The organism is Streptomyces sp. NPDC005761 (assembly GCF_040630635.1).
GTDB lineage: Bacteria > Actinomycetota > Actinomycetes > Streptomycetales > Streptomycetaceae > Streptomyces.
The window spans coordinates 239,559-256,666 of sequence record NZ_JBEXXX010000007.1 but is presented as its reverse complement, the minus strand read 5'-3'; the positions used below and the strand labels follow the sequence as shown (position 1 = coordinate 256,666).

The 17,108-nt window shown below is 73.6% G+C and carries 2 protein-coding genes; both read right to left on the bottom strand.

Going from position 1 to position 17,108, the window contains the following annotated elements:
• The coding region (locus tag ABZ434_RS10060) for a polyketide synthase (RefSeq protein ID WP_359133682.1) at positions 1-704 on the bottom strand (704 nt) is incomplete at its 3' end.
• 52 nt (positions 705-756) lie between these two features.
• Positions 757-17,088, bottom strand: a complete 16,332-nt coding sequence (locus tag ABZ434_RS10055; RefSeq protein WP_359133680.1) for a type I polyketide synthase — start codon at positions 17,086-17,088, stop codon at positions 757-759.
• Positions 17,089-17,108: the final 20 nt, after the last annotated feature.

Below are 17,108 nucleotides of genomic sequence, written 5' to 3'. Positions count from 1 at the left end.
TCGGCGGCGAAGGACTTGCAACGGCCGTCCTTCGCCATGCCCCGCTGATGACTGAAGTAGAGGAACATGTCCGGCGTCGTCATCACCGTCACGCCACCGACCAGCGCCATCGAGCAGTCGCCCCGGCGCAGTGCCTGTCCTGCCCAGTGGAGAGCGACGAGGGACGACGAGCAGGCGGTGTCGACGGTGACGGCAGGGCCTTCGAGGCCGAGCGTGAAGGCCACTCGGCCGGTGACGAGACTGCCGTCACTCGTGCCCGGTCCGTAGTCGTGGTACATGACTCCGGCGAAGACGCCGGTCCGGCTGCCCTTCAGGGAGAGGGGATCGATCCCCGCACTCTCCACCGCCTCCCAGGACGCCTCCAACAGCAACCGCTGCTGCGGATCCATCCCCAACGCCTCACGAGGCGAGATACCGAACACCCCGGCATCGAAATCAGCCGCGTCGTAAAGAAAACCACCCTCACGCGTCACCGTACGATTCGGCTTCCCCGGCTCCGGATCGTAAAGCCCCTCCACATCCCACCCACGGTCCACCGGAAACCCCGACACACCGTCCCGGCCCTCCACCACCAGATCCCACAACTCATCCGGAGAACCCACCCCACCCGGATAACGACACGCCATCCCCACGATCGCAATCGGCTCGGTCGCGTCGCCCGTGAGGCGGTCGTTGGCCGCGCGAAGGCGTTCGTTCTCGACCATGGTCGTGCGGAGGGCTGCTACCAACTGCTCTACAGATGTTTCCATGATGTCCTCAGCCCTCGCTCGGGTTCCGGGTCGGGTCGGCGGACGCGAGCGCGGCGCGCACCAGGTCGTCGACGTCCATGGTCCTGATCGCCTCGCCGGCCGGTGCGGTCCCGCCCTGCGGGGCGTGCGTGCCGGAGTCGGTGGCGGGTGCGGGTGCCGCGGGTCGGGCGGCGAGTTTCAGCAGTGCGTCCAGCAGGCCGGACTCCCGGAGCGCGTCGACCGGGATGTCCGCGAGGGTCTGCCGGATGGAGGCGTCGGTCTCCGTGGCCCCCGGCGCGCCGCTCTGCGCGGAGGCGGTGGCGACGGGCGCGTCCGGTGTGTTCTCGTCCAGTCCCGGCGGGAGTTCGTCGAGGAGGAAGTCGGCCAGGACGCTCGGGCTGGGGTAGTCGAACATGAGGGTGGCCGGGAGCCGGAGGCCGGTGGCCTTCTGGAGCCGGTTGCGGAGATCGATCGCGGCGAGGGAGTCGAGGCCGAGCTCGGTGAACCCCTTGGAGACGTCGATGGTGGCCGGGACGCTGTGGCTCACCCCGGCGACCTGTTCGCGTACGACGTCCAGCACGGTGCGCCTGCGTTCGGCGGCCTTCATACCGGACAGCCGTTGTTCCAGGGTGCGTTCGGCGGCGGGCGCGGCCACCGTGGTGACGGCGGGCGCACGCACCTCCTTGCGGGCGGCGGGCCGTTCCGGTGCGCCGAGCACGTCCTTCAGCAGGTGCGGCGGTTCGGCGGGGGCGTGAGGATCGCGCTCCACCCGGATCGGTACGAGCACCGGCCGGTCGATTTCCAGGGCCTCGTCGAGCAGGGCCAGGCCCTCGGCGGTGGGCAGGGCGGGCATGCCCATGGTGCGCATGCGCCGCAGGTCGGCGTGGGTGACGCCGCCTCCGAGACCGGTCCTGGTCTCCCAGAGACCGAAGGCCAGTGATGTACCGGGGAGGCCGGCCGCACGGCGGTGTGCGGAGAGGGCGTCCAGGAAGCGGTTGGCGGCGGCGTAGTTGGCCTGGCCGACGCCGACGACCAGGCCGGCGCAGGAGGAGAAGAGGATGAAGGCCTTCAGGTCCAGGCCACGTGTCGCCTCGTGCAGGTTCCAGGCCGCGTCCACCTTGGGGCGCATCACCGTGTCGACCTGGGCGGGGGTGAGGGAGGCGAGGAGGGCGTTGTCCATGACCGCGGCCGCGTGAACCACCGCGGTCAGCGGGTGTGCGGCCGGCACTGCGGTCAGCATCGCGTCGACGGCCGCGCGGTCGGACGTGTCGCAGGCCGCGAGGGTGACGTGGGCACCGAGTCCGTGGAGTGCTTCACGGAGTTCGGTGGCGCCGGGTGCGTCCTGGCCGCGCCGTCCGGCGAGCAGGAGATGGCGTACGCCGTGCTGTTCCACGAGGTGGCGGGCGACGACGGCGCCCAGGCCGCTGGTCCCTCCGGTGATCAGCACGGTCCCCTCGGCGTCCCAGGGCAGGGGCGCGGTGGGTGCCGCTCCTGGTACCCGGGCCAGGCGGGGCACCCTCACCTCGGCGCCGCGCAGTATCGCCTCGGGCTCGCCGGACGCCGCCACGGCGGGCAGCGACGCGCGGGCCGCATCGCTGCCGTCGGAGTCGACGAGGACGAACCGGCCGGGGTACTCCTCCTGGGCGGAGCGCAGCAGTCCCCATACCGGTGCGTGCACGAGGTCCGCACCAGGGGCGTCGTCCTCCTGGAGGGGGAGGGCGTCGCGGGTGATCACCATGAGGCGGGAGTGGGCGTGCCGGTCGTCCGCGAGCCAGGACTGCAGCGTGGCGAGGACCTGGTTCGTCACCGAGCGGACGGCGGCCGGAAGGTCGTCGTGGTGCGAGGAGCGCTGTACGGGAAGGAGGACGACGTCGGGTACCGGGGCTCCATCGGTCAGGGCTGCGTCGAGGGCCGCGAGGTCCCGGTAGGCCGTACCGGGCCAGACCGCGGCGGTGCCGTCGTGGCCGGTGCCGAGCACCGCCCAGCGGTCGGTGGCCGCGGCGACGGCCGCGCCGAGGGGCAGTTGCTGGGTGACCAGTTGGAACACGGAGTCGTGCTCACCGCCGCTGCCCGCGGCGGCGGCCGCGTTGACCTTGGCCGCGGTGACGGGGCGGACGACGAGGGAGTCGATGGTGGCGACCGGGGTGCCCATGGGGTCGGTGAGTTCGAGGCGTACCGCGTCCGATCCCTGCGACCGGTGGGATTCGACGGCCGTGATGCGCACCCGCAGCCGCGAGGAGCCGGCGGCGTGCAGGGTGACACCGGACCAGGCGAACGGCAGTTGGGTGCCGCCGACGTCCTGGGGGCGGCGTCCGTCCATGAAGTCGGTCGCGCTCAGCGCGGCGTCGAGGATGGAGGGGTGGAGCCGGAATTCCTTGCCGACGTCCAGGGAGTCCTCCGGCAGGGACACCTCGGCGAATGTCTCCCGGCCGCGGGACCAGATCCCGCGCAGGCCCCGGAACATGGGGCCGTAGCCGTAGCCCTGGCCGGTGAGGTAGTCGTAGACGCCTGAGATGTCGACCTCGGTCGCGCCCGTGGGCGGCCAGTCGGCCGGGGCGGGGGCGAAGGCGCCGGCCGGCGGTGCCTGTCCGCTTCCCGGGGCGAGTACGCCGCTGGCGTGCTTGCTCCAGGGTGCGCCGGCCGGGGCGTCGTCGGCGCGGGAGTAGACGGCCAGTGAGCAGCGCCCGCCCGCGTCGGGTGCGTCGACGACGACCTGGACGGCGAGGCCGCCGTGGGGCGGGAGCGGCATCAGCGCCTCGATGGTGAGTTCCTCCACCACCTCGCAGCCGACCTCCTCACCGGCTCGGATGGCCAGTTCGATGTAGCCGGTGCCGGGCAGCAGCACGGTCCCGAGGACATCGTGGTCGGCGAGCCAGGGGTGGGTACGGACGGAAAGGCGTCCGGTGAGCACCACGCCGCCGGCCTCCGGGGAGGCGACCACGGCACTGAGCAGTGGGTGCGCGGCGGCGGTCTGGCCGAGGCCGGTCACATCGCCGCCGACGGGGTCGGGGGCGTCGAGCCAGTACGTCGTCCGGTCGAAGGCGTACGTGGGCAGCTCGACCTTGCGGCCGCCCCGGCCGTCGAGGACGTCCGCCCAGCTGATGCCGGGCCCGGCGACGTGCAGCCGCGCGAGGGCTGCGAGCAGGGTGGGGACCTCGGGCCGGCCCCTGCGCAGGACGGGCACGGTGAGGGCGTCGGACGAGTGGTGTGGGGTGGCCTCGGTGAGTGCGGTGAGCACCGCGTCGGGTCCGAGTTCCACGAAGCGAGTGACACCCTGGTCCGTGAGGTGGGCGATGCCGTCGGCGAACCGGACGGCCTCACGCACATGACGCACCCAGTACTCGGGCGAGGTCAGCTGCTCCGGAGTCGCTTCGATTCCGGTCACGTGGGACACGACGCGCAGCGAGGGTGCGGCGTACGAGAGGGTCTCGACGACCTTCCGGAAGGCGTCGAGCATGGGTTCCATGAGCGGCGAGTGGAAGGCGTGCGACACGCTCAGCCGCTTCGTGCGACGCCCCAGCCCGGCGAAGTGCCCCGCGACCGCGAGCGTCTCCTCCTCCACCCCCGACACCACCACCGCCGACGGACCGTTCACCGCCGCCAGCCCCACCCCGTCACCCAGCAACGGCAACACCTCCGCCTCCGAAGCAGCCACCGCGACCATCACCCCGCCCGAGGGCAACTCCTGCATCAACCGACCTCGTGCCACGACGAGTTCAGCCGCGTCCGGCAGCGACAGCACACCCGCCACATGAGCCGCCGTGATCTCACCGATCGAATGACCCGCCACCACATCAGCCCGCACGCCCCACGACTCCACCAGGCGGAACAACGCGGTCTCCACCGCGAACAACCCCGCCTGGGCGAACATCGTCCCGTTCAGCAGACCGGCGTCCTCACCCCACACCACCTCACGCAACGACCGACCCAACCGGGCATCCAACTCCCCCACCACCGCATCGAACGATTCGGCGAAGACCGGGAACGTCCCGTGCAGCTCCCGGCCCATCCCCAGCCGTTGCGCACCCTGCCCCGTGAACAGGAACGCGGTCAGGCCCTCGGCGGAGGAAGAGCCCGCCGACTTCACCACATCCGCACTCTCCCGACCCGCCACCAAGTCCGACAGCGCACGCACCGCCGCCTCACGATCCGCCACCACCACCACCGCACGGTGATCCAGCACCGCACGCGTCGTGGCCAGCGAGTGGCCGATATCGACCAGTGACTCGTCCGGGTGGGCCTCCACATGGGCAAGCAGGCGGCCCGCCTGCGCGGTGAGCCCCGTGGCGCTCCGCGCGGACAGCGGCAGCGGTACGACGGGCAGCGGTACGGCGGGAACGGCGGCGCCGTGCGGTGCGGCCTCCTCGGCCTGCGGCGCCTCCTCGATGATGACGTGGGCGTTGGTGCCACTGAGCCCGAAGGAGGAGACGCCCGCGCGCCGGGTCCGGTCCTGCGCCGCCCAGGTGACCGGCTCGGTCAGCAGTCGTACGCCGCCGGCCTCCCAGTCCACCTGCGGCGACGGCTCGTCGACGTGCAGAGTCCGGGGAAGCAGGCCGTTGCGGAGGGCCATCACCATCTTGATGACACCGCTGACACCGGCCGCCGCCTGGGCGTGCCCGATGTTCGACTTGACCGAGCCGAGCCACAGCGGGCGGTCGGCGGGGCGGTCCTGGCCGTACGTGGCGAGCAGCGCCTGCGCCTCGATCGGGTCGCCCAGCCGGGTGCCCGTGCCGTGTCCCTCCACGGCGTCCACGTCCGCGGGGGTCAGTCCGGCGGCCGCCAGGGCCTTGCGGATGACGCGCTGCTGGGAGGGGCCGTTCGGGGCGGTCAGCCCGTTGGAGGCACCGTCCTGGTTGATGGCGCTGCCGCGGACCACCGCGAGGACGGGGTGCCCGTTGCGGCGGGCGTCGGAGAGGCGCTCCACCAGCAGGAGGCCGACGCCCTCGGCCCAGCTCGTGCCGTCGGCCGCGCCCGCGAACGCCTTGGAGCGTCCGTCGGCCGCCAGTCCGCGCTGCCTGCTGAAGTCGACGAAGATCTCCGGGGTCGGCATGACGGTGACGCCGCCCGCCAGGGCCAGGTCGATCTCGCCGGTGCGCAGCGCCTGGCAGGCCATGTGGAGGCTGACCAGGGAGGAGGAGCAGGCGGTGTCGACCGTGACGGCGGGCCCTTCGAGGCCCAGTGCGTAGGCGACGCGGCCGGAGGCGATGCTGCCCGCGCTGCCGTTTCCGAGATAGCCGGCCAGGTCGTCGGGAACGTCGGTGACCCGGCTGCCGTACTCGTGGTACATCACGCCGGCGTACACACCGGTCTGGCTGCCGCGCAGCGTCTCCGGGTCGATTCCGGCGCGCTCGAACGTCTCCCACGCGGACTGGAGCAGCAGCCGCTGCTGCGGGTCCATCGCGAGGGCCTCACGCGGCATGATGCCGAAGAACTCGGGGTCGAACTCGGCGGCGTCGTAGAGGAATCCGCCTTCGCGCACGTAGGTGCGGCCGGGGAGGCCCGGTTCGGGGTCGTAGAGGGCGTCGGCGTCCCATCCGCGGTCGGCGGGGAAGTCGCCGATGGCGTCGATGCCGTCCGCGACCAGGTCCCACAGGTCCTCGGGTGAGCGTACGCCTCCGGGGAAGCGGCAACTGATGGCGACCACCGCGATCGGGTCGTCGTCCGCCGCCGCGAGCGGGGTGGCGGCGGGCTCGGCCGGAGTGGTCGCGCCGGTGAGCAGGGTGTCGAGGTACCCGGCCACGGCACGGGAGTTGGGGTAGTCGAAGACGAGCGTCGCGGGCAGTCGCAGCCCTGTGGAGCCGACGAGCAGGTTGCGCAGTTCCACGGCGGCGAGGGAGTCGAATCCCTGGTCGCGGAAGGCGGTGTCCGGTCCGACGGCTTCGGGGGTGGGCTGGCCGAGGACGGAGGCCACCTGGGTGCGGACCGTGTCCAGCAGGATGCGGGCGCGCTCGTCGGGTGTCGCGCCGGCCAGGCGGCGTTCCAGGGCGGAGCCGGTGGCGGTCGCCCGGACGGTGCGCCGGGCGGGAGCACGGCCCCTGCCGCGCAGCAGTGCGGGCACCTCGTCGCTGCGGGCGGCGAGCGCCGCCGCGTCGATGGTGAGGGGGACGACGACGGCTTCCCCGGCCCCGAGGGCGGCGTCGAAGAGTTCCAGGCCCCGGTCGGCGGGGAGGGCGGGCAGGCCGAGGCGGCGCATCCGGTCCAGGTCGGCTTCGGTGAGGTCGCCGCCGAGTCCGGTGCTGACGTCCCACATGCCGAACGCGATCGACGTCGCGGGCAGCCCGGCGGCCGTGCGGTGCGTCGCGAGTGCGTCCAGGAAGACGTTGGCCGCCGCGTAGTCGGCCTGTCCGGCGGCCAGGACGAGGCCGCCGGCCGAGGAGAACATGACGAACGCGGTGAGGTCGGTGTCCCTGGTCAGTTCGTGCAGGTGCCAGGCTCCCTCCGCCTTGGGGCGAAGGACGGCGTCGAACCGTTCGGGCGTGAGGCTGCCGACCAGGCCGCCTTCGGCGACCGCCGCCGCGTGCACGACGGCGCGCAGCGGGTGGTGGGCGTCGATGCCGGCGAGCAGGGCGGCCAGGGCGTCGCGTTCGGCCACGTCGCACGCGGCGATCCGGACGTGGGCGCCGAGGCCCGTCAGTTCGGCGGCGAGCGACTCCGCACCGGGTGTGCCCATGCCGCGCCGGCCGGCCAGCAGGAGGTGTCGCACGCCGTGCTCGGTGACGAGGTGACGCGCGACGAGTGCGCCGAGGCCGCTGGTGCCCCCGGTGATCAGCACCGTTCCGTCGGTGTCCCACGGCGCGGGCCGTGCGGGCTCGGGGGCGGTGGCGCGGCCCAGCCTGGGCACCCACGAATCGCCGCCGCGCAGGGCGGATTCGGGTTCGCCGGACGCGACGGCTGCGGAGAGCGCGGTGTCCGTCGCCTCGGATTCGTCCTCGACGTCGAGCAGGTGGAAGCGGCCCGGGTTCTCGGCCTGCGCGGCACGCACCAGACCCCATACGGGGGCCTGGGCCGGGTCCACGTCCTCACCGGACCGGACGGGCACGGCGCGCCGGGTGACCACGACGAGGGGGCCGGTGCCCGCCTCGGGATCGTCGAGCCGGTCGCGTATCTCGCCGAGCACGTGGTGGATGACGGCGCGCATGGCGTCCGGCACGTCCTGGCCCTCGGCCGCTGCCGGGCAGCGCAGAACGGTGTACGCGGGGGTGGCATCGGCGTTCGCGGTGACCGGCTCAGTCCGCTGCCAGACGATCCGGTGGAGTGCGGCGGACCCCGTTCCGGAGGCTGCCGCGATCTGTTCCGGTGTGACGGGGCGGGAGACGAGTGACTCCACGGTGGCCACGGGTGCGCCGTTCTCGTCGGCGACCATGATGGCGGACACCTCGTCGCCGCGTATCCGCTGGATGTGCACACGGAGCGAGGGGGTTCCGGCCGCGTGCAGGGTGACGCCGTTCCACGAGAAGGGCAGCAGCGTGGCCGCGTCGGCGGCCGGGTCCGTCAGCAGATCGGCGTGCATGGCAGCGTCGAGCAGTGCGGGGTGCAGGCCGAAGTCCGCCGCCTCGCTGCGGGCGGGACCGTCGAGGGCGACCTCGGCGAACACGTCGTCGCCGCGCCGCCAGGCCGCGCGCAGCCCCTGGAAGGCGGGGCCGTAGGCGTAGCCGCGCTGGCGCAGCCGCTCGTAGGCGGATTCGACGTCGACCGGGGTGGCGCCGGCCGGCGGCCACTGGGTGAGGTCGAAAGCGGGTTCGGGTGCTTCGCGGGTCAGGGTGCCGTGGGCATGCCGGGTCCACGGCCCGTCGGGGTCCGAGGATCCGCGCGAGTGGATGCCGACCGCGCGGGCGCCGGAGGGGTCCGGAGCGCCGACGACGACGCGCAGGGCCACACTTCCCCGGGCCGGCAGTGTCAGCGGCGCCTCGAGGAGCAGTTCCTCGATCCGGCCGCAGCCGACGTGGTCGCCCGCCCGGACCGCCAGCTCGACGAATCCGGTGCCCGGCAGCAGCACGCCGCCCAGCACACCGTGATCCGCGAGCCATGGCTGGGTGCTGATCGCGAGCCGGCCCGTGAGGACGACACCGCCGTCGTCAGGTGTCGCCACCGCGGCGCTGAGCAGGGGATGGCCGACCGCTTCGAGGCCGGCCGCATCGAGGTCACCGGGGGCGGATGCCAGGTCCAGCCAGTAGCGCTGGTGCTGGAAGGCGTAGGTGGGCAGGTCCGGACCCTGTCCGATGCCGCGGAGACCGAAGAAGGCGTCCCATGCGACGGTGACGCCGCGCGTATGGGCTCTGCCGACAGCGGCCAGGAGGTCGCGGGCCTCGGGCCGTTTCCGTCGCAGTGACGGGACGAACGCCACCCCGTCCGTGTCCAGGACGCAGTCCTGGCCCATGCCGCTGAGCACGGCGTCGGGGCCGATCTCGAAGTAGGAGGTGACACCGCGGGCCTCCAGGAACCTGACCGCGTCCGCGAACCGCACCGCCTCCCGGACGTGCCGCACCCAGTACTCCGCCGAACCCCACCCCTGCGCCAGGTCCCCGGAGAGACCCGACACCACGGGAATCGACGGGTCGCCGAACGACAACCCGGCCACCACCGTGCCGAACTCCGCCAGCATCGGCTCCATCAACGGCGAGTGGAAGGCGTGCGACACCCGCAGCGTGCTCGTCCTGCGGCCCTGCGCCTCGAACGTGGCGACCAGCTCGCGCACGGCCGCCTCCGCACCCGAAACGACCACGGAGCGCGGCCCGTTGACCGCCGCGATCCCCACCTCACCGTTCAGCAGCGGAAGGACCTCGGCCTCCGTCGCCTCCACCGCCACCATCGACCCACCGGAGGGCAGCGCCTGCATCAACCTGCCTCGTGCGACGACCAGTTCGGCCGCGTCGCTCAGGGACAGGGCGCCGGACACGTGTGCAGCCGCGATCTCGCCGACCGAATGGCCCGCCAGGAAGTCCGCACGCACCCCCCAGGACTCCAGCAGCCGGAACAATGCGGTCTCCACCGCGAAGAGGCCGGCCTGGGCGAACATCGTTCCGTTCAGCAGGTCGGTGTCCTCGCCCCACACCACCTCCCGCAACGGCCGGCCCAGCCGGCCATCCAGCTCCCCCGCAACAGCATCGAAGGCCGCCGCGAACACCGGATACGCCTCGTACAGCTCCCGGCCCATCCCCAGCCGCTGCGCACCCTGCCCCGTGAACAGGAACGCGACCTTGCCCTCGCTCACCGCGTCCCGCACCGGCCCGGCACCGGAGGCCAACGCCTCCAGCGAGGCCGCGAGTTCCGTACGGTCGGCGCCGAACGCCACCGCACGGTGGTCCAGAGCGGCGCGGGTCGTCGCGAGGGCGTGGCCCGTCGCGGCGAGGACGTCGTCGGGGACGGTCGCGAGATGGCCGAGCAGGCGCGTCGCCTGGGCGCTCAGCGCGTCCGGGGTCCTGGCCGAGAGCGGCCAGGTGAGCACGCCGGAGGTGGGACCGGCCGGCTCGGGCGCGTCCTGGCGCGTCGGGGCGGGAGGCTCCTCGATGATCACGTGGGCGTTGGTGCCGCTGATACCGAACGAGGACACCCCGGCGCGACGCGGACGGCCGTGCGCGGGCCAGGCGGTGGGCCCGGTCAGCAGGGCGACGGCGCCGGAGTCCCAGTCCACCTGGGGTGACGGCTCGTCGGCGTGCAGGGTCGCGGGCAGGGTGCCGTGGCGCATCGCCTGCACCATCTTGATGATGCCCGCCACGCCGGCAGCCGCCTGGGTGTGCCCCATGTTGGACTTGATGGAGCCGAGCAGCAGCGGACTGCCGTCGGCCGGGCGCTCCTGGCCATAGGTCTCCAGGAGTGCCTGGGCCTCGATCGGGTCGCCGAGCACGGTGCCGGTGCCATGGCCCTCGACGGCGTCGACGTCGGCCGGAGTGAGGCCGGCGACATTCAACGCGCGCCGGATGACGCGCTGTTGGGCAGGGCCGTTGGGCGCGGTGAGGCCGTTGGAGGCTCCGTCGGAGTTGACGGCCGAACCACGGACGATGCCGAGGACACGGTGGCCGTTGCGTTCGGCGTCGGAGAGCCGCTCCAGCAGGAGCATGCCGACGCCCTCGCCCCAGCCCGTGCCGTCGGCACCGCTGCCGAACGACTTGCACCGCCCGTCGGTGGCCAGACCCCGCTGCCGGCTCATGTCGACGAACGTGTCGGGGGTGGACATGACGGTGACGCCGCCCGCGAGGGCGAGGCTGCAGTCGCCGCGGCGCAGGGCCTGCGCGGCCCAGTGCAGGGCGACGAGGGAGGACGAGCAGGCGGTGTCGACGGTGACGGCGGGGCCTTCGATGCCGAGGGTGTAGGCGACCCGGCCGGAGACGACGCTGGCGAGGCTGCCGTTGCCGTGGTAGCCGGCCACGTGTTCGGGCAGCGGGCCCAGCCGCAGTCCCCAGTCGTGGTACATCACCCCGGCGAACACCCCGGTGTCACTGCCCCGCAGGGCGTGCGGGTCGATGCCCGCGCGTTCGACGGTCTCCCAGGCGATCTCCAGCAACAGCCGCTGCTGGGGGTCCATGGCCTGGGCCTCGCGGGGGCTGATACCGAAGAACTCGGCGTCGAAGTCCGCCGCCTCGTAGAGGAATCCGCCCTGGTCCGTGAGGCTCTTGCCCGGTGCGCCGGGCTCGGGGTCGTGGATGTCGCCGGCCCATCCGCGGTCGGCGGGGAACGCCGAGACGACGTCGCGCCCCTCCTCGACGAGCTGCCACAGCTCCTCGGGCGAGGTCACGCCGCCGGGATAGCGGCAGGCCATGGAGACGATGGCGATGGGGTCGTCGTCGGACGCGGTGACGGCCGGCCGGGTGGGGCTGCCGGAGTGGTGTTCCGGGTCGCCGCCGAGCCGGGAGGCCAGATGATCGGCGAGGGCCCCGGGCGAGGGGTAGTCGAAGACGAGGGTGGCCGTCAGGGGCAGGCCGGTGGCGGAGCCGAGCCGGTTGCGGAGTTCGACGGCCGCGAGCGAGTCGAAGCCCATCTCGTTGAACGCCCGTGTGGTGACGACGCGTTCGGGTCCGTCGTGGCCGAGGACAGCGGCCACCTGGGTGCGGACCAGGTCGAGGAGGGCCTCGCCGCGCTCCGAACGGGTCAGGCCGGTCAGACTGCGCGCGAGGGACTGCTCGACGCTGATCCCGCCGCCGCCCACGGCACGGCGCGGCGGGCGGACCAGGGCACGCAGGAGGGCCGGTACGTCACCGCCGCGGGCGTTGAGCGTGCGCAGGTTCAGCCGTACGGGCATGACGGCCGGGTGCGCCCCGGTGGTGACCGCACGGTCCAGGAGGGCGAGGTTCTCCGCGACGGACAGGGGCTGGAGGCCGAGGCGTTCGATGCGCCGCAGCGCGGCCTCGTCGAGGGTGCCGCCCATGCCGCCGGTGCCGGTCCACAGCCCCCAGGCGAGTGAGGTCGCGGGGAGTCCGAGGGCGGCACGGTGGGTGGCGAGGGCGTCGAGGAAGACGTTGGCGGCGGCGTAGTTCCCCTGCCCGGCTCCGTCCAGCACGGTGGCGGTGGAGGAGAACAGGACGAACGCCGACAGGTCGGTGTCGCGGGTGAGTTCGTGCAGGTTCCAGGCGCCGTCGGCCTTGGGCCGCAGGACGGTGTCCAGACGGGCGTCGTCGAGGGATTCGACGAGCGCGTCGTCGAGCACCCCCGCCGCGTGCACCACGGCGCTCAGCGGCAGCCGCTCCGGTACGGCGGCCAGGGCCGCGGCCATCGCGTCGCGGTCGGCGGCGTCGCAGGCGGCGATCACCACCTCGGCACCGAGTGCGGTCAGCTCGGCCCGCAACTCCTCGGCGCCGGGGGCGTCCGCGCCCCGGCGGCCGGTGAGCAGCAGTCCGCGTACGCCGTGTGCCGTGACCAGGTGCCGGGCCAGCGTCGCGCCGACGCCGCCGGTGCCTCCGGTGATCAGGACGGTGCCTTCGGTGCGCCAGGGGGCGGTGGCGGTGTCCGGTGGCTGCGTCGTGCGGGTGAGCCGGGGGACGTACAGCAGGCCCTCGCGCACGGCGATCTCGGGTTCGTCCGTGCCGGCGGTGAGACGCAGCAGTTCGTCGGTGCCGAGCGAGCCGTCGGTGTCGAGCAGGAGGAAACGGCCGGGGTGTTCGGCCTGGGCCGAGCGCACCAGGCCCCAGACGGGCGCCTGGGCGAGTGCGGCCGGTTCACCCGGGGCGGCGGCGACCGCCCCGCGCGTGAGTACGGTCAGCCGCTCGGTGGCGGACCGCTCGTCGGCGAGCCAGTCCCGTACGGCCGTCAGCGTGGCGCCGAGCACCGTGCGCAGGTCGCCGGTGACGTCGGGACCGGCCGGTGCGGGGCAGGTGTGGACGGCTGCGTCGGGGCTCTGCGGGCCGGCGGTTTGGGTAGGCAGCGGGGTCCACCGGATGTGGTGGAGGGCGTCGGGGTGGGCGGTGGCGGCCAGTCCGCCGGCCGCGAGGGGCCGGACGAGGAAGGAGTCGACGGAGGCCACCGCGGCTCCGGTGGCATCGGCCAGTTCGAGGGCGACCTCGTCGGTGCCGATGGCTGTGACGCGTACCCGCAGCGTGGTGGCGCCCGCCGCGTGCAGGGTGACACCACTCCAGGCGAAGGGCAGCAGGATGCGGTCGTCCGGGGTGTCCGCGGCGGCCGCCGTGGCGAAGTCGGTGGCGTGCAGCACCGCGTCGAGGAGCGCGGGGTGGAGTCCGTAGGCGGACGGCGGGTCCCCGGCTGTCTCGGGCAGCCGCACCTCGGCGAACACCTCGCCCGGTCCGGCCTTCCAGACCGCTCGGAGCCCGTGGAAGGCGGGGCCGTACCCGTAGCCCTGCGTGGCCAGGTCACCGTAGAGGCCGGTGATGTCGAGGGGCTCGGCGCCGGGGGGTGGCCAGGCGCCTGCGGCGAAGTCCGCGGACTGCGGCGCGGAGGGGTGCCGGGGGGCGAGGCGCCCGGTGGCGTGCCGGGTCCACGGGGCGTCGGCGGGGGCGTCCTCGTCGCGTGAGTAGAAGGCGACGGCGCGCCGGCCGGTGGTGTCGGGGGCGTCGACGACGATCTGGAGTGCGACGCCGCCCGTGGCGGGCAGGGTCAGCGGGGCCGCCATGACGAGTTCGTCGAGGCGTTCGCAGCCGGTCTGTTCGCCGGCCCGCACCGCGAGGTCGACGAACGCGGTGCCGGGCAGCAGGACATGGCCGGCGATCACGTGGTCGGCGAGCCAGGGGTGTGAGCGCAGCGAGACCCGTCCGGTGAGGACGGCGCCCCCGGTGTCCGCGAGGCCCACCACCGCTCCCAGCAAGGGGTGGTCGGCGGCCACCTGACCGAGCGCCGTCGCGTCCTGGGCGGCGTCGGGGGCGCTGAGCCAGTAGCGCTCGCGCTGGAAGGCGTAGGTGGGCAGCTCGACGCGGCGGGCTCCGGAACCGGCGAAGAAGGCGTGCCAGTCGATGCGGGTGCCGCGTGTGTGGGCGAGGGCGAGCGCGCCGAGCAGCCGGCGCGGTTCGTCGTGCCCGCGCCGCAGGACCGGGGTGAAGACCGCGGACGGGCCGGCGCTCACGCGGCCCATCGCGCAGAGCACCGGGTCGGGTCCGAGTTCGAGGAAGGTGGCGACGTCGCGCTCCGTGAGGGCGGTGACGGCGTCGTGGAAGCGCACGGGTGCGCCGATGTGCCGTACCCAGTACTCGGGGTCGGTGAGTTCGTCGGCGGTGGCGAGGCGTCCGGTGAGGGCGGACACGACGGGGAGCTTCGGCGCGTGGTAGGTGAGGATCCGGGCGATCTGCCGGAACTCCTCGAGCATGGGTGCCATCAGCGGCGAGTGGAAGGCGTGGCTGACGCGGAGCCGTTTGGTGCGGTGGCCGTCGGCCTCCAGCCGGCCGGCGAGCCCGGTGACCGTCGCCTCGTCACCGGACAGGACGACCGAGCGGGGGCCGTTGACCGCGGCGATGCTCACCGTGTCGCGGCAGTGCGCGAGGAGCGGTTCCACCGTCTCCTCGGCGGCCTCAACGGCGATCATGGCGCCGCCCTCGGGCAGTGCCTGCATCAGCCGGCCGCGCGCGGCGACGAGGGTGGCGGCGTCGTCGAGCGAGAGCACACCGGCGACGTGTGCGGCGGCCAGCTCTCCGATGGAGTGTCCGGCCACGTAGTCGGGGTGGACTCCCCAGGAGTCAAGGAGTCGGAACAGGGCGACCTCGACGGCGAAGAGGGCCGCCTGCGCGTACATGGTGCGGTCCAGCAGCGCCGCTTCGGGGGTGTCCTCGTCGGCGAACAGGACGTCCCACAGCGAGCGGTCGAGCTGGAGGTCGAGGTAGCCGATGGTGTTGTCGAGGGCCTTGGCGTAGACCGGGTAGGTCTCGTACAGCCGGCGTCCCATGGCGAGACGCTGGCTGCCCTGGCCGGTGAAGAGGAAGGCGGTGCCGCCCTCTTCGGTGACCGAGCCGCATACGCCGGGGGCCTCCCGGCCCTCGGCCACGGCGCGCAGCCCGTCGAGGAGTGCCGCGCGGTCGCCCGCGAGCACCACGGCGCGGTGGGAGAGCGCGGAGCGGGTCGTCGCCAGGGAGTGGGCGAGGTCGAGCGGCCGGGCGCCGGGGGTGTCCTCGACGTGTGCCAGCAGGCGTCGCGCCTGGTCGCGCAGGGCGGCCTCGCTCTTCGCGGAGAGGGTCACCGGCAGCGGCCGGCCGTCCTCGTCCGGGGTGCCGTCACTCTCGGCGTCGCTCTGCGCGGTCTCGGCCGGCGGTTCCTCGACGACGATGTGGGCGTTGGTGCCGCTGACGCCGAAGGAGGAGACGGCGGCCCTGCGGGGGCGCTCGCCGGGAGCCCACGGCACGGGTTCGGTCAGCAGGCGGACCTCTCCCGCCGACCAGTCGACGTTGGGCGAGGGGGCGTCCACGTGGAGCGTCGCGGGCAGCAGACCATGACGCATCGCCATGATCATCTTGATCAGTCCGGCGGAGCCCGCCGCCGCCTGGGTGTGCCCGATGTTGGACTTGACGGAACCGAGCCAGGCCGGTCCTCCGGCGCGCTCCTGACCGTAGGTGGCGAGCAGCGCCTGGGCCTCGATGGGGTCGCCGAGCGTGGTGCCGGTGCCGTGCGCCTCGATGGCGTCGACCTCGCCGGCGGTGAGTCCGGCGTCCGCGAGTGCCTGGCGGATGACCTGGCGCTGGGCGCGGCCGCTCGGCGCGGTCAGGCCGTTGGACGCGCCGTCCTGGTTGATGGCCGTACCGCGCAGGACGGCGAGGACGGGGTGGTTGTTGGCCCGTGCGTCGGAGAGGCGTTCCAGGACGAACACACCGGCGCCCTCGGCGAACGCGGTGCCGTCCGCCGCGGCGGCGAACGCCTTGACCGTGCCGTCGGCCGCGAGGCCGCGCTGCCGGCTGAACGCGGTGAACACGCCGGGGCTGCCCATGACGGCGACCCCGCCGGCCAGCGCGAGGGTGCACTCCCCACGTCGCAGTGACTGGACGGCGAGGTGGAGACCGACCAGCGAACCGGAGCAGGCGGTGTCGACGGTCAGCGCGGGGCCTTCCAGGCCCAGCGTGTAGGCCACCCGGCCGGAGACCACGCTCGGTGCGTTGCCGCTGAGAAGATATCCGTCCAGTCCGTCCGGCGCCTCGTGCAGGCGCATCGCGTACTCCTGCGGCTCGGCGGCGACGAACACGCCGGTCCGGCTGGAGCGCAGGGTCCGCGCGTCGATCCCGGCCCGTTCCACGGCCTCCCACACGGTCTCCAGCACCAGGCGCTGCTGCGGGTCCATGGCGAGGGCTTCACGGGGACTGATGGAGAAGAAGTCCGCGTCGAACTCCGCCGCGCCGGAGAGGAACCCGCCGTGGCGGGCGTACGTGGTGCCGGGGGTCGTGGGGTCGTCGTCGAAGAGGCTGTCGAGGTTCCAGCCGCGGTCGGTGGGGAAGTCGTCGCGGACGTGGGTGCCGTCGGCGACCAGCCGCCACAGGTCCTCCGGGGACGACACGTCACCGGGGTAGCGGCAGCCGATGCCGACGACGGCGATCGGGTCGTCGGTGGCGATGCCCGGTGCGACGACCGGGTCCGGCAGGTCCGGCAGGCCCAGGGCCTCGGTGCGCAGATGCGCGGCGAGGGCGGCGGGTGAGGGGTGGTCGAAGGCGACGGTAGGGGGCAGCGCGAGGCCGGTGGCAGCGGTCAGCCGGGCGTGCAGGGCCACCAGCGCCACGGAGTCGAGCCCCAGCTCGCGGAAGGCACGAGCCGGGTCCACGGTCCGCGGGGTGTCCGGCCGGGTCTGCCTCAGGACGGCCGCGGTGTTCTCGCGCACCAGGTCCAGCAGCACCCGGGTCTGCTCCGAGGTGGGGAGGGATTCCAGCTCACGCACGAGTGCGGCCTGCCGCTCCGTGTCCCCGTCCGGCACACCGTCGGTGCCAGAGACGAAGTTTTCCGACTCAGTCATCTGCACTCCACACAATTGTC